At 42.0% G+C, this 19,476-nt stretch carries 21 protein-coding genes and 1 other RNA gene; 6 read left to right on the plus strand and 16 right to left on the minus strand.

Annotation, left to right across the window (positions count from 1 at the left end):
* Positions 1-321: 321 nt before the first annotated feature.
* Positions 322-3,330, plus strand: a complete 3,009-nt coding sequence (locus OKX56_RS10700; protein ID WP_242871513.1) for an EAL domain-containing protein — start codon at positions 322-324, stop codon at positions 3,328-3,330.
* Positions 3,331-3,351: 21 nt separating this feature from the next.
* Here the strand turns inward: OKX56_RS10700 and OKX56_RS10705 are convergent, their stop codons facing one another.
* On the minus strand, positions 3,352-4,482 hold the full coding sequence (locus OKX56_RS10705) for an aldo/keto reductase (RefSeq protein WP_025205232.1): 1,131 nt from the start codon (positions 4,480-4,482) through the stop codon (positions 3,352-3,354).
* Positions 4,483-4,529: 47 nt separating this feature from the next.
* Positions 4,530-4,997 (minus strand): YkvA family protein, encoded by a 468-nt coding sequence (locus OKX56_RS10710; RefSeq protein ID WP_025205231.1) that lies wholly within the window; start codon positions 4,995-4,997, stop codon positions 4,530-4,532.
* A gap of 190 nt (positions 4,998-5,187) precedes the next feature.
* On the opposite strand from OKX56_RS10710, the gene OKX56_RS10715 reads away from it, so the two are divergent.
* Positions 5,188-5,880, plus strand: coding sequence for a DUF4412 domain-containing protein (locus tag OKX56_RS10715; RefSeq protein WP_025205230.1), 693 nt, complete (start codon positions 5,188-5,190; stop codon positions 5,878-5,880).
* A 163-nt stretch (positions 5,881-6,043) separates the two neighbouring features.
* Here OKX56_RS10715 and OKX56_RS10720 read toward each other — a convergent pair whose 3' ends face one another.
* Entirely contained in the window at positions 6,044-6,190 is a 147-nt protein-coding gene (locus OKX56_RS10720; protein WP_019225711.1) for a small, acid-soluble spore protein, alpha/beta type, read from the minus strand.
* A gap of 173 nt (positions 6,191-6,363) precedes the next feature.
* Between OKX56_RS10720 and OKX56_RS10725 the strand changes: the two genes are divergently transcribed.
* Positions 6,364-7,251: a metallophosphoesterase family protein gene (locus OKX56_RS10725; RefSeq protein WP_025205229.1), complete on the plus strand. Its 888-nt coding sequence runs from the start codon at positions 6,364-6,366 to the stop codon at positions 7,249-7,251.
* Between the two features lie 213 nt (positions 7,252-7,464).
* Here OKX56_RS10725 and OKX56_RS10730 read toward each other — a convergent pair whose 3' ends face one another.
* The 7 genes from OKX56_RS10730 to OKX56_RS10760 form a co-directional block, all read right to left on the minus strand.
* Entirely contained in the window at positions 7,465-8,964 is a 1,500-nt protein-coding gene (locus OKX56_RS10730; RefSeq protein WP_019225713.1) for a DUF4153 domain-containing protein, read from the minus strand.
* On the minus strand, positions 8,957-9,175 hold the full coding sequence (locus OKX56_RS10735) for a helix-turn-helix domain-containing protein (protein WP_019225714.1): 219 nt from the start codon (positions 9,173-9,175) through the stop codon (positions 8,957-8,959). Before OKX56_RS10735 ends, OKX56_RS10730 begins: the two co-directional genes overlap by 8 nt.
* 14 nt (positions 9,176-9,189) lie before the next feature.
* Positions 9,190-9,636: a DUF2975 domain-containing protein gene (locus OKX56_RS10740; protein WP_019225715.1), complete on the minus strand. Its 447-nt coding sequence runs from the start codon at positions 9,634-9,636 to the stop codon at positions 9,190-9,192.
* Positions 9,637-10,015: 379 nt separating this feature from the next.
* Entirely contained in the window at positions 10,016-10,426 is a 411-nt protein-coding gene (locus tag OKX56_RS10745) for a Zn-finger containing protein (RefSeq protein WP_019225716.1), read from the minus strand.
* Positions 10,427-10,452: 26 nt separating this feature from the next.
* Complete coding sequence (locus OKX56_RS10750; RefSeq protein ID WP_019225717.1) at positions 10,453-11,022, minus strand: DnaJ domain-containing protein; 570 nt, start codon at positions 11,020-11,022, stop codon at positions 10,453-10,455.
* Positions 11,023-11,039: 17 nt separating this feature from the next.
* The gene (locus tag OKX56_RS10755; RefSeq protein WP_019225718.1) at positions 11,040-11,840 is read right to left on the minus strand and encodes a DUF5685 family protein; all 801 of its coding nucleotides are present in this window, start codon (positions 11,838-11,840) and stop codon (positions 11,040-11,042) included.
* A 449-nt stretch (positions 11,841-12,289) separates the two neighbouring features.
* On the minus strand, positions 12,290-13,876 hold the full coding sequence (locus tag OKX56_RS10760) for an LCP family glycopolymer transferase (protein WP_019225719.1): 1,587 nt from the start codon (positions 13,874-13,876) through the stop codon (positions 12,290-12,292).
* Between the two features lie 234 nt (positions 13,877-14,110).
* On the opposite strand from OKX56_RS10760, the gene OKX56_RS10765 reads away from it, so the two are divergent.
* Entirely contained in the window at positions 14,111-14,635 is a 525-nt protein-coding gene (locus OKX56_RS10765; RefSeq protein ID WP_019225720.1) for a hypothetical protein, read from the plus strand.
* Between the two features lie 41 nt (positions 14,636-14,676).
* Here the strand turns inward: OKX56_RS10765 and OKX56_RS10770 are convergent, their stop codons facing one another.
* The gene (locus OKX56_RS10770) at positions 14,677-14,835 is read right to left on the minus strand and encodes a hypothetical protein (protein WP_019225721.1); all 159 of its coding nucleotides are present in this window, start codon (positions 14,833-14,835) and stop codon (positions 14,677-14,679) included.
* A 174-nt stretch (positions 14,836-15,009) separates the two neighbouring features.
* Between OKX56_RS10770 and OKX56_RS10775 the strand changes: the two genes are divergently transcribed.
* Together OKX56_RS10775 and OKX56_RS10780 are read left to right on the plus strand one after the other, a co-directional pair.
* On the plus strand, positions 15,010-15,390 hold the full coding sequence (locus OKX56_RS10775; protein ID WP_026071860.1) for a hypothetical protein: 381 nt from the start codon (positions 15,010-15,012) through the stop codon (positions 15,388-15,390).
* A gap of 68 nt (positions 15,391-15,458) precedes the next feature.
* Entirely contained in the window at positions 15,459-15,593 is a 135-nt protein-coding gene (locus tag OKX56_RS10780) for a hypothetical protein (protein WP_019225722.1), read from the plus strand.
* 77 nt (positions 15,594-15,670) lie between these two features.
* Here OKX56_RS10780 and OKX56_RS10785 read toward each other — a convergent pair whose 3' ends face one another.
* From OKX56_RS10785 to rnpB, 5 genes are all read right to left on the minus strand, one after another.
* Positions 15,671-16,504 (minus strand): DUF6544 family protein, encoded by an 834-nt coding sequence (locus OKX56_RS10785; protein ID WP_026071861.1) that lies wholly within the window; start codon positions 16,502-16,504, stop codon positions 15,671-15,673.
* Positions 16,505-16,508: 4 nt separating this feature from the next.
* Entirely contained in the window at positions 16,509-16,967 is a 459-nt protein-coding gene (locus tag OKX56_RS10790; RefSeq protein ID WP_019225724.1) for a MarR family winged helix-turn-helix transcriptional regulator, read from the minus strand.
* Between the two features lie 584 nt (positions 16,968-17,551).
* Complete coding sequence (locus OKX56_RS10795) at positions 17,552-17,920, minus strand: hypothetical protein (RefSeq protein ID WP_019225726.1); 369 nt, start codon at positions 17,918-17,920, stop codon at positions 17,552-17,554.
* Entirely contained in the window at positions 17,920-18,306 is a 387-nt protein-coding gene (locus OKX56_RS10800; RefSeq protein WP_242871514.1) for a hypothetical protein, read from the minus strand. The genes OKX56_RS10795 and OKX56_RS10800 overlap by 1 nt, the downstream gene beginning before the upstream one ends.
* A gap of 770 nt (positions 18,307-19,076) precedes the next feature.
* An RNA gene (rnpB, locus tag OKX56_RS10805) (RNase P RNA component class A) lies at positions 19,077-19,441 on the minus strand.
* Positions 19,442-19,476: the final 35 nt, after the last annotated feature.

A 19,476-nucleotide genomic window follows, 5' to 3' on the forward strand; every position in this document is an offset into this window, starting at 1 on the left:
ACCTATGACTATCCAGTTATGAAAAAAGCCAGCTAAAACCTATAACGATTTTGCTGGCTACTTATTTAACTATTGGAGAAGGCGGTATTGCCCCACTACATTTGTAGTTTTGCAACACCGCCTTTTTTTGACACGTTTTTTGACATAAAGTTGAATCTTCATTTGCATTATAAGGCAGTTCTGTAAAATAGTTGATGCTTTCTGAAAATGATGAAGGAAAATGTAGTTAAAAGTAGAATAATTTGTTTAACAGCCGTTGATTACTTTATCAAAAATGATGTAAATCTGATCTTAGCAGTATTTCCATCAGAGAAGGGAAATATGGAATCATCACATTTTTTTTCAGTTTTATTTTTCTTTTCTTGTGTAATGAGCAGCTCTCTTGGGGCCTATACACTTTATCTTGACCCGAAAGCCGGATTGAACAAAGCTTTTTTTGTACTGTGTATTTCCTTGAGTCTATGGGCTTTCGGGTTTTCCATTTGCGTTTCTGCCCAGAATCAAGAACTTAGCTTAATCTGGCGTAGGATCTCAGTCGTTGGTTGGGGTTCGTTTTTCAGTATCCTGCTTCATTTCAGTTTAATTCTAACCGAGAAAAAAAATTTGTTAAACAAATGGTGGCTATACCTGCTGCTTTATTTCCCCTCCGTCCTGACAATGTATATTTATGGGATCTCCGGTTCTGCGGAATCTAAGTATAAATTAATTCATACGGTCAATGGCTGGATTAATGTTCCGAATAGTGGCTTTAATTCTTTCTTCAATTATTATTATATTATTTTCTGCATTGTTTCCGCAGGAATGATTTGGTTATGGGGGAGAAGAGCTTCTGCCCGGAGTAGTAAGAAAAAGGCAAGGCTCATCCTATCTTGGATTATTGCAACCTTAATCTTTGCATCCTTTACGGATATTGTCGCCAGCACTTTTTGGAAAATGCCGCTTCCCCAATTGGCTCCTTTTATTATCTCGATGTCGCTCATCGTCATTTACTACGCTATTAAAAAATACGGACTGATGAAGCCTGAGAAGATCATCAATGCTGAGGAAACCATCTTAAATGAATCCACCCGCGGCAATATTATCAGCTATATGGCCTTTGCTATGTTTGCCTGCGGCGTTATTAATTTTGTTTCGTTTTTTCTTTTTAACATGACGAACGATTTAACGCCTGTCATATTGACAAGTATTGCTGTCCTTTTTCTAGGACTTGTCATTTTGTTCGTGAAGTGGATGCCTATCGCGGAAAATAAAAAAGATATTATTTATTTTGTGGTGAATGTTCTGGCCATTCCAATTTTTACTTTAAGGTTTATTGAAACCGGGAGTATTACGGTTTGGGCGTTTCCTATTATTTTTGTAATTATTGCCCTGGTGTTCAATCAACGCATTATCTTAGCTTCATTGGGAGTCTCCATCATATCTACCCAGATTCTGGGCTGGTTCATCACGCCAAAGGTTAACGTTGAGATAAATGCTCAAGACTATTTGGCAAGAATCTTATTTTTCCTTGTCGTTCTTTGGTTGGCTTTCTATGTCAATAAACTGTATATTCGCAGACTGAGAGAAAACGCTGAGCAGATAAAACTGCAGAAATTAATCTCGAAGATTTCTTCGGATTTCATCACAGCAAATCAAATGAATTTAGAGCAGAAAATCAATCAGGCGCTTGAGGAATGCGGACGGTTTTTTGAGATGGACAGGGCATGGATTTATTTACTGGACAGGGAGCAACATCGCGTTACCCTTCCGTTTGCTTGGTACCGGCATGGTCTTATTGTCAGCGAAGCGATAGAATGCCCGGGAGCGGAAGACTCGATCCTCATGAATCAGATATCAGAGGGTAAAATTATTCATACAAAATCAGAAATTTGCCTACCCATTGCTGGAAACGGTCAGATATTAGGCTCATTTGGGATTGATTCCCGCAGAATCCCTAAAAAATGGCGTGAAGACCAGATTGATTTACTCAAGGTCATTGCAAATATTTTGGGAGACGCTCTGACGAAAGTCCAGGCGGAAAGAGAAATTAAACAATTAGCCTACTATGATCATTTAACGAAGCTACCCAACCGGGTATTGTTCCAGGACAGGGTTACGCAAGCGATCCACCAAGCCGGCCGGATTCAAAAGATGCTCGCGGTGATTTTCCTGGATCTTGATTCTTTCAAAACGGTTAATGATACTTTGGGCCATGAAGGCGGGGACGAACTGATCACTAAAGTCGGGCAGGAATTATTGGAATGTACCCGCAAAACCGACACAGTATCCCGTTTTGGCGGCGATGAATTTCTGATTTTGCTGAATAATATTTCCGACTATCAAGATGTTATGGCCATTGCCGATAAAATAATGGGTTTATTCAAAGAACCGGCGGTACTAAGAGGTAAGGAATTCTTTGTTACAGCAAGTGCAGGGATTGCGCTATATCCTATTGATGGACAAGATACAGAAACGTTGATTATAAACTCGGATATTGCAATGTATAAGGCCAAAGAGAAAGGGAAAAACCAGTATGCCCTCTGTTCTTCCGAGATGAAAGAGGACATTCGGAATAAAATGATACTGAAAAACAGTCTGTTCCGAGCTTTAGAACGCGAAGAATTGTTGGTGTATTACCAGCCCCAGGTCCATCTTCCGGAAGCAAAAATCATCGGAATGGAAGCTTTGTTAAGATGGAAGCATCCGGAGTTGGGAATGGTATCCCCGGCAGTATTCATCCCGATTGCCGAGCAAAGTGGGATCATTAACACGATCGGAGAATGGGTACTTAAAACAGCTTGCCGGCAAAATAAGATCTGGCAGGAAAAAGGATATCCTCCGGTGCGGATGTCTGTTAATATTTCGGTAAATCAACTTCGCAACCCGAATATTGTTGGTCAGATCGCAAATGTCCTTCAAGAAACCGGACTTCAACCCAAGTATCTGGAATTGGAAATTACAGAAGGTTCTGCGATAAATGAAGCAAATATTATTCAGGTTTTAAACGATTTTAAGAAGTTAGGGATTACCATCTCTATCGACGACTTTGGCACAGAATACTCCTCTTTAAACAGGCTGAAAAATTTGCCGATCGATCGATTGAAAATGGATATGCATTTTGTTCACGGTATTGAAAAAGATGAAAAAGACAGAGCAATCACCAAAGTCATCATAAATCTTGCTAAAAATCTAGACCTGGAGGTTATTGCCGAAGGGGTGGAAACCGAGAAACAAGTACAATTCTTAAGTCAGAACATGTGCGACGAGGTTCAGGGTTATTATTTCTACCGACCAATGCCTGCTGAGGAAATCGAAGAATTATTAAGAAAACCATGCGCCAATATCCTATAGATACATAGTCTTTCTACAAAATCAACTCCACCCACCGATTGTTTTCGCTGTAAATTCCTCATGTACTTTCTTCAGCAAGACCGGGATACTCAGCGCCTGTGGGCAATGTTCCTCACAGATTCCGCAAGAAATACACTGATCAGCTCCGGAACCGGAGGGGAGCAGACTTTCCCTGTACATCCCTTTGTCTACCCAATGCGTTTTCATGAGCTGGTGGCTGTTGTAGAGTCTGAATATTTCAGGAATGCTTACGCCTTGGGGACAAGGCATACAATAGCTGCAGCTTGTACAGCCGATGCTGTTATTGGACTCGAAAGCTTCCCGGATTTTTTTGATCAGATTTTGGTCGGCCTCGGACATTACGTTGACTGCAGATTCATCAAAGATCCGCAAATTGTCCTTCAACTGCTCCAGCGTACTGGCGCCACTAAGAATCACGGAAACCTCAGGCATATTGTAAAGCCAGCGGAAACACCACGCGACCAAGGATCTCTTCTCCGGATATTGATGAACCAAATCAGCGACTGCTTCGGGAACGTTAGCCAGCATGTAGCCGCCCCTTAACGGTTCCATGATAACAACCGCCAGACCCTTTCCTGCCGCATATCTCAACCCCTCAATCCCGGCCTGCTGATTTTCATCCAGAATATTCAGCTGAATTTGTGCCATCTCCCAGTCAAAGGCATCCACGACCTGTTTGAATGCCGGCAGTGTCCCATGAAAAGAAAAACTCTTGTGCAGTATTTTACCCTTTTGGACCATTTTATCAAGGAAAGTAAGACCATCAAAATGATTGACTTTCTCCCAGTTGTCATGGTTCATGTTGTGGAGAAGATACATGTCAATATGATCGGTTCCCAAGCGTTTCAGCTCTTCATCCAAGTATTTCTCGAAGTCTCCGTGTTTGCCGATTTTCCATATGGGGCTTTTGGTGGCGATCAACGCCTTATTCCGATAGCCCCCTTGAAGCGCTTTCCCGGTAATCATTTCACTGTTTGGATAGATGTAAGCGGTGTCCAGGTAATTGACTCCGTGATCTACCGCATACCGCACCATTTCTATCGCTTCTTTTTCACTTTTCGGGAATCGCATACAGCCAAGCCCCAGCCTTGAAACTTGGAGTCCCGTTTTTCCTAGTAGCGTATATTGCATGATATTACACTCCATTTTATCTTCATTCTTTGTTATACCCTATTGCGTTATTTACTAAGCATCTCTTTAATTTTCTTCCACAGTCCGGTGCCAACCATATTATCGGCAACTTTTATGATTTCCTGGACTTTAATCAGGATATCACCCTCACCGGCCCAGTGCCTGCGGACAACTTCCGGGTTCGTGTTATTAATAATGGTGTTCAGGACATAAGCAGCCACGGATATATCGTCAACAAATCCTACCGGTCCTACAAAAAGCTCAGGGATTAAATCAATCGGTGAGACAAAATAAGCAATCGCAATCGCCAGTTTTGCTTTATCGTCTACGTTGACTTCCTTGTCTATAGTCAATTTGCACAGAAGATGAAATAAGTCGGGGGCAATCAGGATATACTCTGCATACTTATTCGTTTTACCTTCCTCACTTGTGAAGTAATCCTTGATCTTTTTCCTTAGAGATTGATAAAAATCATTATGGTCGTTCTCATGGTCGTTCCTCATTTGGTCACTCATGATCTAACCTCTTTTCGTTATTTTTCGTTATTTTATGTACAACAGAATATTTTATAGGCGTCGTCTTTTATTGCTTTTATTGTAGCTTCTTTCTCTAACAATTGCACCAAGGTTTCAAAGGGTATTTTCCTGTCCATGACGAATATCTTCTTAACCGACAATAAACTCTTACGCTTGGAGAAGGTAAATCATGAAAATCACTGACAAGAAGCTTCTTACGATTACCGTCCTATTGCTCATAAGTACCTTGATCCTTTCCGCTTGCAGCTTTAAAAACAATTCTTCTGCTCCTTCGGCTGCAGTTTCCTCCGCTGGAACCAATAACACCAGTGATCAGGAAGTGGTTTCAAACTTAATTATGAAAGGTACAGGTCTCAGAGAGATCTCTTATCATCTTGTAACAACGAATGCGGGAGTATCTTCCGAAAGCAACGTTTGGTTTAAAGATACCAAAATGAAAACGGATACGATTACGAATGGGCAAAGAACGGTCTCCATCTTCGATTTAGAAAAGGGAGAAATCGTTTCCTACCGGCCAGGACAAATTGTGGCTGCCAAGGTAAATATTAACGAATATAAAGGGAATGACAATATTACCCCCATGGACTATTCACTGGCATTAGATACAGATGAAAATGCTGATGTAAGTTACCAAATCATCGGAACACAAACGCTTAACGGATTGGAATGCAAAATAATTTCTGTAACCAGCGGCCAAGGGAATTATAAAGATTGGTTAAGCACAAAATACGGAATCGTCATTAAGTTTGAACTGGTTCAGGACGGGCAGACCAATACCTCAGAATATACAGACATTAAAGTCGGTGCAGGTTCCATCCCCGAAGGTACATTTGACTTACCGAAAGAGATTCTTATTCAATAAATCCCATGAGGATTTCCATGACTTCTTCCAAATACTTTTAGGAATTTTTTACCGGTATAATGATTGAAATTCTGAGGTATCCTATTTAAGGTTAAAGAAAAGGGAACCGTATTCTCTCACGGTTCCCTTCCGGCTTATAATCATTTGCTCTCGAAAATCAGTCTTAACGCATGCCGAGGCTTTCAAAAGTCTTCTTCACCATGTATCCACCTACGGAACCATTTTGTCTAGCAGATGTATCAGGGCCTAAGTTTACACCCATTGAACTAGCTGCCTGACTCTTGTCTATAGGAAGTCTATATTTTGCCATTACTTTTTCCCTCCTTTCCTTTTTGGAATGTACACTTATTATTAACATATTTACCTTTTCTACACTGGCAGTTTTTGTTATAGATCATATAGTCAAAAAAGACCGGCACTCTTGATACTGCCCCCTGAATATATTGACATTAAACGAAGATGCTTTTGGGCGGGTGGTATCCTATGAATGCTGTGGATCGTATATCCAAAGCTTTTCAATCTGCTGAAGAAATCCCTGTTGACGATTCCTCGAAGATGATTTTAATGAGTGATGTCCATAGGGGGGACGGCAGCTGGGCTGACGATTTTTCCGGGAATGAGAATCTGTATTTTGCAGCGTTAACGCATTATTATAAGGAACAGTACACGTATATCGAGCTTGGTGACGGTGACGAACTGTGGAAGTATAAAAACATGTCGGACATCGTGCCTGTTCATAAGGATACATTTTCACTCCTGCAAAAATATTATAATGAAGGCCGCCTTTATTTCATTTACGGAAACCATGACATGGTCAAAAGCAATGATCATTTTGTACAGAAATGCTTTAACCGGTACTATGATGCCGAGGAAAACCGTCACGTTCCTTTATTTGAGAATGTTAAATTTCACGAGGGGCTCGTTTTACGGTATAAGGATTCAGACCGAAAAATTCTTTTGATCCATGGGCACCAAGGCAGTATGTTGGACTATACGTTTTGGGGGTTAAGAAGATTTCTGGTCAGATATGTATGGAAGAAACTTGAGTTGTTCGGTTTTAAAGACCCCACCAGTACAGCCAAAAATTATCATAAGAAGGATTCTATAGAACAAAACCTTACTGAATGGGTCAATCAGGAAAAGCACATGCTGATTGCCGGTCACACCCATAGGCCCATGTTCCCTGATGCGGGGAAACCGCTATATTTTAATGACGGCAGTTGTGTTCATCCGCGTTCGATCACAGGCATAGAGATCGCGGAAGGCAATATTACACTGGTTAAATGGAATATCAAAACCAAGGATAACGGTACCTTGTATATAGGCCGGGAAGTTCTTGCAGGACCCAGAGACTTAAAGGGATACCTTTAAGTCTCTGGTCTTTCCTCTTATTTTGTATCGTCATGATATTTACAAGCTCCGCACTTGCGCCAACCGAAACCATGACGCCGATCATTGACAGCGTCCGCTCCTTATTGATGACTGGGACTGTAAGTAACGCCGTTGGATAGCGATTTAAAATAACCTATCCTTCATTTGGGGCTAAGTGGTGTTACAGCCCTTTTGTATTGGCTGCCGGAGCTATCAGAGCATATTTCTGATGCTTTCCGCCGTATGCCGCTGAAAATTGAAATCCCGGAATGTTTCTTGACGCGACGCTCCAAGCGCAGATCCAGCTGATTGATCAATGGCTGCTTTAAGATCCGCCTTCAGGCTCTGATCCGTTGTTTCCTGGTATAAGGTGTAGATGTACGGGACCGCTGCATCAGACAAGCCGGACAAAGCCTGCACATCGAGATTCTCCAGGGTTCCGTTACTGTACCTGTCAATATTATAGGCAGCGATTCGGCCGTCGATGTTCCCGTAGCTCAGGATCATGAAAAACACTACAAATCCGACCAGCATGATCCTGGCTGCGTTAAATTTTTTAAACTGTCTGACGGCAATCACCGCAAACAGAAAGAGCAGCACAAGCATAAACCAAGTCGTATAGACACGCAGCGGGGTCAAACCAAAATAATGGATGTACATCACCATCTTGCTAATGGCCGTAATGATCAACATCAGGGTGAAAAGGCATAAAATGGCTGTTTCTATTTGCAGAATCCTCACCTTGTCCCTTTTCACAATAAGATGGGCCACCGTAATCACGACCATATTGATCCCGGCTACCGCACAAAGTTCAAAAAAACCTCTGCGGGCATACTCCGCATGCGTCATGAGTTCCGGGAGACGGTCATTGAATGCCGAGAAAAGATAGGTGATCTGAGAAAGAAAAAAAACCACAAAGACAAGATTCAACGCTGTCAAGGCGGTGTATACGGTCACTCCCGGGGAAAAACGGAAAGCAGCGGCCGTTTTGTCAACAGTCTCGATGGTGACATATCCCGTATTCCTCCCATGCCGGTCGCCGTAAATCAATCCGTACAGATAACAGGCGACGGGAATTCCCATCAATATCTGGACGATAATATTCATCGATACCGAAAACTGCAGATTGGCGATCATCCCTGCGAAAACAGCATCGGCTCGTGTCAATAGGTTGATGACTGCGGCCAGGATCGGAATCATCACAAGAATACCAACCGCGCCGGCCAGAAGGGATTTCCCCTTTTGATTTCTGCCAAACAGTCTCTTGACCGCGCCAAAGCAGCAGGCAAAATTGCGGAATGGGATGACCAAAACCTGATTAAAAAGATCGCCCAGGATATAGGCGGAGATCCTTTTCTCCAGGTTTCTGCCCGTAAACAGGCTGATCCAATAGATGACAGCGGCTGTAAGAAAGATAAAATTCAGTCCTTTGATCAGGATATTATCAAAAAGCAAAAAAACCAGGGACGACAGGATAATGACAATGAAACATAACCAGCTCGTTCTTGTTTGACGGAACTTACCTGATTTCAGATATAGGACGGTAGACAGACAGAATACTGCTGCAAATAAGGTAACACCCGCACCAAGACCGGCAGCCAGGATCAGATTCCAATATAAGAAGCCGCAGACCAGCATTGCCAATGCGAAAACAATATCACTCCTTGTATAGGTTGCCGTATCCGTACTGTTATTCATCTCCCTGTTATTCATCTTCCTGTTCTCCTTTCCGATACTCTAATAAATCTCCGGGCTGGCAATTCAGAACCTTGCAAACTTGTTCCAGGGTCGAAAAGCGGATAGCCTTTGCCTTATTGTTTTTTAGAATTGAAAGATTAGCCGGAGTGATTCCGATTTTATCCGCCAGCTCACCGGCAGAAATTTTTCTTTTTGCCATCATAACGTCGAGATTAACGACAATCAATGAGAATCCCTCCCCTAAATCGTAAAATCATTTTCTCTTTTGATAACAATCGCCTGTTCAAAAACATTTTTGATCACTCTCAGGATCAGCCCTAAAAAAGCGGCACAAACGGCTATAATCACAAAAAGAATATAATAAAATCCTGAGATGAACAAAATGGCGGAGACGACAAAACTGCACCATGACAACACCCGCAGGAGTTTGACATTTTTTTCTATAAACACTTCTTCCCGCCTGATGTTGGAAAGAAGCCTGCCAAGACAGATCAACGATAACATCCCCGGCAGAACACAGGCATAGACCGTTAGGAGCAAGGAATGAATGATTTCAGGATCTTTTCCTGTATAGTTTACATATGTAGGGATTAAATTCGGCATAGCAAAAGCTGCACATATGACCAGGACAATGGCGATCTTGGTACAAATGGAAGATAGTCTTACGGACTTACTTGGATTCCACATTGTATCATACCCTTTCTATCTATTTTGGTTCTATTGTAAATGGTATATTATTGTAAGTCAATATTAATTTATCATTTATCAATATATTTATGTTGTTTATAGATAAACTCAAACGACTAAATTGAAAACTTAATTGAAAGGCGAGATGCCATTTTGTAAATCAAAACGCGGTCTTTGTAACGAAAACAAAATGCAGCTTTGTAACCCACTTGCAGTTTGATTTACTCGTTCTTCTATGGAAAAAAATATTAAACAGATCATCAAAGCAAAATATTAACCAAAAAAAATAACCTTGGAATGACTTGAAAGTTCCAAGGTTATTCTTTTTAGTTCTTACTGTTTATGAAGTACTACGATGATCAAATTTATTTGTTCTTAGTTATAAGCGGATACAGAGCTCGAATTCATGATGGCAGCAAGGGCACTTTACTGTATGTTTGCCTTTTCGCCGCGGCAGCCGAAGTACTCTTTTACAGTGCGGGCATTTGCGGAAACGGTGGGTTTTAATTTCTTTGATTCGGCGCATCGTCAAAGAACCTTCAGCCTTAATCCTATTCCACATTTTCATGAATTTATCGTTTTCCTGGCGTCTTTTATAGATGTTCCGGGATAAGGTTCTGAAGATCATTCCAGCCAGAACAGCCCCCATCAAAATACTGATGATTCCTGAACGGATAAACGTATTGGCGATCAGTAATACAAACCAGACCCCAAGTAAAGCATAATACAACTGATCAATGCCGTACCGGCCAATCATCAAACGTGTCAGCTTATTTTTCAAATTACCCATTGCCCACACTCCTTACGCTATTTTCATCAACAGAACGGACAGCAAAGGTCCGCGATACATAAGCCAAAACAGAGTTTGTCCAGCGTGTCATTCGGCATGCCGAAGCCGCGTCTTTGTTGCTGATAAACGTGTCCGCCGCGTTGCAGCATATTCAAGATGCGTTGGTATTCCGGATTGCCGGGATTCATGCGTACGGCTGTTTCGGCGTGGTTCAGCGCAGTGATGATGTTGCCGATACCGGCATTGGCAACAGCACTGCAATAGTACCATTCGGCACTTCGGTCACTCATCCTGGCCAGAATATTCAACGCCTCGCGAAAATAGCCCAAATTGATATAGTGTTTTACCGAATCATACGCTGAGGAAGCATATTCTCGGGAAGCGTTGCTCCCGTTGTAATAGGTGTTTGGGTAGGGGTTTCCGCTTTTGATCTGTTCGTAAGCGGCATTGATTTCACTCATTTTTTTAGCCGCTTCCGCATTGCCGGGGTTCAGGTCCGGGTGGTATTTTTTGGCCAGTTTGCGATAGGCCTTTTTTATTTCATCATCCGCAGCCGTCTGAGGAACACCAAGTACTTGATAAGGATCGGATATCATTCTTTCTTATCTCCCCTTTACTTTCTTTTCGCTGCTTCATACCTTGTCCAAACGCCTGAATAGAGAATGTTTTCAATAAGGTTTTGATCGCGTTTGATTGGCAGTTGCCGGTATTTTTCCATACAGTCGGCCATAAGCAGATTTAATATTTGCGGAAAATGATCTGTTGACAACGCAGTCAGCGGATTATAGCATTCCTTTTGGATGTCCATTTTGAGATCAAGACAGGCATCCATAATGTAAATGAATTTGCCAAGCGATTCTCCAAAGTTACGTAAATCTTGGGCATCGTCATCTTCTTGGAAAACGAAGACTTCGCCCATGAGTCTGCCGAAACAACCTGCAGGAATATCCGGTTTCAGTTCCCCTGATTTTTCTATGTCGGAAAGGGTGTTCAAGCACTCACTGATGACAGCACATTGCCTGGGATGGCGGATGGCAGCCTGCCTGTATTTCTTTTCGAACAGCTTGGCTTCACCCAGCGACAGGATCTTCCGTTCGTCCTTCCAATCATCGAGAAATTTGAAATAAGTCAGGACAATACTCATATCGGCGGTATAATCTGAGATCTCGTTATGCCAATAGCAGTGAGGTTTGCGGGGATGCATGATGCATCGCCCGGTTTGAATGGTGGTATCTTTCTGATAAAGCGCGGAAAGGAACAGTACGAGGAAAGTCATGTCATAGTTTAGTGTGATACGGCTAAGGGTGCCGTGACGGTCTCCCAGCGTCTGGCATAAACCGCAGTAGCACGACCGATAGTGTAGTTTTTCTTCGGCAGTTAGCTTATCGATATTGGCGACGACATAACCGAACATATTTTTCACCTGACTTCATTCATATCATATTTAAATATAAATAAAAAAACCTTCACCCCCAAGGGCAAAGGTCTCGCTTACAATCAGTCAATTGCAATAAAGCCGGGATCGAAATCCGTCTTGACGACTTTATTATCCAGCTACTCCCCTTTGATTTACGATAACGCAATTATACCAGAAGGAAAATGTTGATGCAACTACGAATATTTTGTTTTGCGAAAATTTACTGCTAATATAAAAATGAATATAACCTCCATTTTCCCGGTAACTCAGAACAGCAGCGGACAAAAGGCTGCGTTCCCCCGAATTGCCATTATAAACAAAACTTGACCAAAACCGTTCCGCCGTACGCAGTATTCTGCCTTTGAAATCAGGATCTCTTCAGCCTGACTTCAAAGGCAGTTTTGTTGGACAACCCCGGCTGGTTAATACGGTATTGGTATACGGCATCATAGTAGAAATACCGCTGTTATGACCCCCGATCCGGCCGCGTTTGTCGCTGTTGCACCCGGCACTGTGAAATAGTTTGCGCTAATGCCTTCCAATGTATATCCTTCTTTCGGAACCAGCGTGATGGTCGCTGTGTATTGCTGGCCTTCCACAAAGGGGGCGTCGGCCGGCGTCCAGGTGACCGACCCGGTATACTGCTCCGTTTCGGTGGTCGCTGTCACAGGTGCCGCTCCCGGTGCAGGCGGTGTAACCCCGGCTATTTCCGAAATGTCGATGGTGGCTGCTGACGTTATAGGTGGTAACGCCTTGAACACTGCCGTAATGACCCCGGATCCTGCAGCATTATGCGCTGCTGCTCCCGGTACGGTGAAGAAGTTCGCACCGACGCCTTTTAAGGTATACCCTGCTTTAGGAACAAGCGTAATCGTCGCCGTGTATTCCTGGCCGTCAACAAAGGTACTGTCAGCAGGCGACCAGGTGATTGTTCCTGAATACTGCTCCGTTTGGATCGTTGTCACGGGTATCGCCCCCGGTTCAGGTGCAGTTACGCCGGATATTTCCGGTATATCGATCGCAGCTGCCGTAGACGGGGCCGCAAGGTGGGCTTTAACTTCCGGATCCAAGGAGGCAAGGACCGTGCTGTCCCAGACTTTATCAGTGGTTTTACCTAAAAGAAGGTTCTGAGCGACTTCTTTGGCTGCGTCTCTGTTTACCTCCCAGTAGCTTAACCCATCAAGATTAATTGCATCGCCGGGCAGTGTTTGGGTCACGATCGTTGCATCTTCAAAGGACTTGGCCGCCCCGGCGAGTTTTAGGAGATCTTTCAGAGACAAGTCTGTTTCCACAGCCTTCATTAATTCCGGAATCAGCTCGGGCAATTTTAATAGGGTGGCAGGCTGAAGCATTTTTTTACCCACAGCGGTCAGTACTTTCTGCTGCCTGGCGGTTCTCCCGATATCGGCGGTTGCGTCATGACGGAAACGGGCATATTGGAGCGCTTTTGTCCCGTCTAATTCCTGTACCCCGGCTTTTAGGTTGATATAGCCGTCCTCTTTATCCCCGGTCTCATATTTCATGTCTTTTTCCACGTCAATGGTGATCCCGTCCAGCGTATCGATCATATCCTTGAACCCATTAAAATTCGTCAGGACATACCCATCCAGCTCAATACCGGTCAGTTCGGTAACCTGTTTTTCCAGCTCCGGAATCCCTTTTAACATGGGAACGGCATTGATCTTACAATAGCTTTTTGATCCGGGGAGTGTTACCCGGGTGTCTCTCGGAATGGACAGTAAGGAAATAAGTTTCGTCTTCGGGTCAAAGCTGGCTACAATGATCGAGTCCGAATTGTAAGAACTTGCCCCTGGCCTTTTATCCGTCCCGATCAAAAGAATACTGACCCGATTGTTCAAATTCACACTGTCGCCGGGCAGATTGCCTCCTTTAGCGAAATAGAAGGCAAATGCTGCCGTCCCGGCAACAATGCCTGCGATTACCAGTGCTATGATCATAAAAACTTTTTTCAGTTTTTTCTTCTTTCTCTTTTTTTCAACCAATACATTCACCCCATTTTGATTTTGTGCCATAAAAAACATACCACTTATTACCGCATGTATCAATACCAATTTTTTGTTATTCTGCCAACCAAGCAATAAATTTTATCGCAGTATCCAACATTTCTTGCTTAGTGAAATCGATTTGATCTGATCTTTGAGATAGTACCATTATTCTCGGCATGCAATTTGAGAGATCGTTGGCAAATAATTTTTACAAAACCAGAGAAAACTAATGAATACTTACTCTTCTATAGGAGATTTAAAATGGATGAAAAACGAACAGCAAAATTAAAAAGGATCTACGAGCTGGAGAACCTTCAGATCCATTATTATCAGTCCCAATTGTCTGAAAGCGACGATCCGATATTTAACAAAGCTCTATTCAAAATCGTCGAAGCTGATAAAAAGCATGCTGAATTTTTTACTGAGCTTTTTCGTGAACATAACATAGACATCCCGCTAATCACAGCAAGTATTGCTGACATTGCCGGGAGCATTATCGGGGAGGCGATTGAATTAGCCGGGCAGGAAAATATCTGTAAGATTGGGTTTGCCTTAGAAAATCAGATGTTGGAAATATACGCTGACTTAGTAGAAGAAAACCTGAATTCAGATTTATTAGATAAGCTCATAGACTTTAAGATTGATAAGGAATTTCATGCCTTATGGCTGCAACACTATGCTCAGTATCTAAAACACCAAAAATCCCAAAAATCCTATAGTAATAATCTCATCCAAGATTCCGTTGAAGATCATCCAACCGTGAATATGAATGTACGTTTGATCTAGATAATTTAAATTTCAACAGTTAAACAAGAGATCTATAGACCTCAGGTATAACTTTTGGGAGAAACAAAACCGCTCATCGGCGGTTTTTTTTGTGCCATTTTCAAAATAAAAAGTTTTTGATCTTCAGTCAGGTAATCTAAAAAGCCAGCCTGAAGGTACTCGATTATAAAATTTGTCCTAGACAATGCTGTTGCCAACATAAATTGGTCATCCAGACCATTTCCATTACACTAGAAACACTATAAAATATACTTATATCTTTGTCCAAAGGCAAAAACAAAAATACTTCAAGCAAACATACGTTCTCATATCATCCATTATATGGTATAATAAGGACAGTAGGAAGTAACCTCAACTGAAAGGGGGTAAACCAGATGGATAACGATCAATTTCAGGAACTGGTACTGGATCAATTGGGTTCTCTTGGGAAAAGAATGGAACGACTTGATAACCGGCAGGATCGGTTTGAAGAAGGGCTGCAGCAACTTCACTTTGATCAGCAACAGCTCAAGACCGGTCAGCAGCAGCTTCACTCTGATCAACAAGAGCTCAAGGCAAGTCAGCAGAAACTTCACTCTAATCAGCAAGAGCTCAAGGCAAGTCAGCAGAAACTTCACTCTAATCAGCAAGAGCTCAAGGCAGGCGCCAGCAGAAACTTCACTCTAATCAGCAAGAGCTCAAGGCAGGCCAGCAGAAACTTCACTCTAATCAGCAAGAGCTCAAGGCAGGCCAGCAGCAAATCTGGACGAGTATAGATACAATTGCTGTTAGCCAAGAGCTGATGCAGCAGGACATACAAACGATTAAGGGGGACATCATCCATATGCGCCAAAGCCAAGCGCGTGTGGAGCATGATCTTTCTGGAAAAGTCAATGCTTTATTCGATTTCCGCGAGAGTCAGATCGAAACCAATCAACGTGTTTCTGAAAGACTAGAACGGCTTGAAGCTAAACGATAAATATTTTCTCTAAATTTATTTATTTTCTTAATTTTATATGAGGGCTTTTCTTTTTATAACCGTTTAATTTACCTTGATTAAGAAGAAATTTTTCCGTTGAAATATGTCAGGTCACCTTCCGGATAATGCCAGACTGCCTTTAAAATGGTCGGTTTGAAAATGCCGTTCTCATTCCTCTCATAACCTTCATATACCGCCGACCAGGGGATGCTTTGCTTACTGCCGTCAAAACCTACAGCCATTCGGTCATTGGTGGTAAATTCAAACATTTTTCCCACTTCATTGAAGGTAAAGATGCCGCTCGCACTTATACCGAAGGAAGTAATCGACGCTTTGGCATGCGTATCGTCAATCGCTTCCCAAGTGATGTAGTCTTGTAAGGCAATGTTCGGTACATACAAACTCTCTGCGAGAACCGTTACCAGACAGGCCTTATCCATTTCGACACCTTTTTGGTCAAACAGCGTAAAGGCTTTGGCGATCACGCCTTTCATGGAGCCCACGCCCTGATTGTAGCTGTCGAAGCCCTGAAAAGGTATTCCGTACATCGCACTGTCAATGAAAGCCAAGCGGTTCGGCGTTTCAACAAAGTTGTACTGCGTATAGTCAATGGTAAGCGTTGCCTTATCCACGCCGGTGGAGAAAGGTACATCTTTAAATTCGGTTTTCATCCAGGACATTTTGGAAGTACCGATATAGCCGCAGTGATTAAAATATTTTTGTACAGGCTCAGGCAGATGGGCGATATCCTGCTGCGAAAACATTTCTGTTTCCGGTCGGGTCTCGGAAATAAGCTGGGCAGCCGTCTTATTAAAGTCTGATTTTAAAGACGAATAAGGTTGGATAAAGTAAACGACGGCCAGCAAAATAATCGCTGCAAGAATACCTGTAACAACACCTAACGTTATCATTTTTTTACTCCTTAATCTTTTCATTTTCATTCTCCATCATTTCGATATTGCGACCGATCTTGACTAGCCCTTGGTAAAATCCATCTGTTGATTCAGGGTCAAATCCGTTAAAAAGCTTCTGCATGAATGCTAATTCCCTGTGTCTCCGTTCGCCAAAATAGGTGTTAAATTTGGGGGTGAGTGCAATTCTCAAAGCTCTGGCATCATTTTTGTCTTTGGAGATGGTTATAAATCCGCTTTCTTCGAGCGTCGCTGCCAGACGTTTGGCATTCTGCCTGGAATAACCGATATAATCAGCTGCTTCGCTAACAGTCGGCGGTTCTTCAAAACGGGCTACACTGACTAAAAAAAGCCACTGCTTAATGGTAATATTCTGATCAAAAGCATCCCCAAGTACTTGTAGCCTGTTAGCTAAAACAAAGATCATTCCGAAGATATTGGCCTGCTTTTTCATTTCGTCCATCTGATACACCTCCAGATCGTTCTTGACTGCCTCCATATAAATAGGTAACATGTTACTTTTTTAGTATATGTAACATGTTACCTATTTGTCAATCCTTTTGCTGTAAACCTTTGTTGCGAAAAAATTATACCTTCGATGCGGCAAAATTTCTCAATTTGTAGAATTTGCAAGCGCTTGCAAATTCTACGGTTATTGAAATAAGTGGTTTACCACATTTCTTTTCTGACTTGTTTCACTAGATCGGCAATATCATCTTCTGTTTTTAACCTCAGCCTTCCAGCTTGCCTTGCATAAGGCATCCTAAATTTAGGGGAAAAAGTGTAATATAAGTTCTTAAGTTGACGACATTGCTGCCCCCGAACCCCCTGGGTTTATCGCTTGGTTTTCCAGGGCCGTAAAAAAGCGGTGCTTCATGAATGAATACACCGCCCTGCAAAACCTCACGCGCCGCTGAGGTCGCTCCCCAGCGTTGCCCTATCCTGCGCGGGAGTAAAAAAATTATTTGTATGCCCAATTGTAAATTATTATATTTATAATTAATTCTTTAATTCACAATCATCCCCGGTCTGTTCTACCTTTAAGAGTTAAATGTCTCTCATACTATAACTACTATCATTATATTCCACTTGACCATCCTTGGATCGATGATCTCCATAAATCGCAAAATGCTGTATTCCAAGCGGGTTACCGACAGAAACCTCGGTTTGTGCCCAAGTAACGTCGTAATTCAATACAAAATCATAATCTACAAGAGTATAGTTACGATAAAGTTCACTATATGCTTCAACTTCATCGCATACTATGTCAGTACTAGTGACAGAATAACCTCCAATATTTATTATACCGCTACTGAGTTCAGAATCACAGGCCATATTCCAAGCAAATGCAGCATTGGAACATAAAAGGCAAAATGCCAATATTAATACGGTAATTTTTAATTTTTTTCCATTCATTATTTCACCTCTCTGGCTATATGATTTAATTTAATTGGGTCATGTTTTGATATATCAAATTCATCAAGAGTTAAGGTTCCGTCATCATGTTTAATTGCTATTGATACTTTATCATTTCCTTCGATGAAAAATACTGGCATGAAGTCACCTATTTTGTGAGTCCCATCTTTCGTTAAAGATTTAAGAGCATCTTGACATTTATTTCTTAAATCAGAATTCAATTCAGAAACATTATCGTCATATATTTCTCTCATATATACAGGCTTAGCCTTATTTGTGTCTATTTTTAAAGTTTCTACTGCTAAATTTTCAAATGCAGATTCTTCTTGAGAATTAACGCTGTCTGAATAAGCTCTATTAACATTTACAAATAATAGTACAGCCAAAGACAATACTCCAAGACCAACCGCAACCGACGTAAATATTTTCCTTTTTTGTATCATAGAAATACTTTGTATGATATCCATATATTGAAAAACGCGATACCATACTCCCCTTTCTGTTTTTTAAAACTAAACTAACTAATTTCATATTTACTGATGCGAGTCTTTTTATATTATATAATTTTATTCACTTTTCATAAATGCTTATACTCCTTTTCCTTTATTTTTATGACGTTATTTTTATGATATCGTAAATACTATATAATATTTGCTATATAACTGTCAAATTAATACTAATATGTATTTAAACGGAAACACCGTTGCAAGTTCCAGTGGACGGGGCTGTGTATAATGACCCCAATGAGTCAAACACAAATTTTAAAAAACTAAGTTATAATGGAGACATGAGTTAAAAAAAAGATATCACCTGTCAACACCGATGTAAATTTATGTCTATTGGTAAATAATATCAATCGGTATTGGTGGGCGTTGATGATCGGATCTTTCTTTTGGTACGATATCCGATGTATGGCAATCTTTCTTCCTTTGTGATAAGCGGCGGGCATATTGTCCAAGGCGATGGTTGCCACATCTTTTTCGGCGTATTCCGAAGGTCCACAGAAAGGAACAAGGAAAAATACTAAATTGCAGCTGAAAATTTCTATATCCTTATAGCCTTTTTGACAAATAAAAAAACTTGGTCCCAGACCAAGTTATAAGACAGGGCAACCAGCCCAAAATTCGTTTAATTGAAAGATGTTACCCGGAAATATAGCGGAAGTCAACCTGTAAGCCGAGTTCTGTACCTCTTGCGAGGTGATGATCATCTATCTAGGACTGCCGTTACCGACAGTCTCAAGCGACCTTACCCGGGAACAGAGCGGGCAGCTCCATCGTTCCTCTATTTGGTCTTGCTCCAGGTGGGGTTTGCAGGGCCAGCCAGTTACCTGACTGCCGGTGAGCTCTTACCTCACCTTTCCACCCTTACCGCTTGGCAGCGGCGGTATATCTCTGTTGCACTTTCCTCAAAGGGATTCTCCCCCCGCCGGGCGTTACCCGGCACCCTGCCCTGTGGAGCTCGGACTTTCCTCAGAGACGACCTTTCGGCACTTGTCCCCGCGACCATCCGGTTGACTTCGCTATCCAATCTTACTAGATTATTTGTGTTTGGTC

Origin of the sequence: Dehalobacter sp., from assembly GCF_030063005.1 — a bacterium.
Classification (GTDB): domain Bacteria; phylum Bacillota; class Desulfitobacteriia; order Desulfitobacteriales; family Syntrophobotulaceae; genus Dehalobacter; species Dehalobacter restrictus.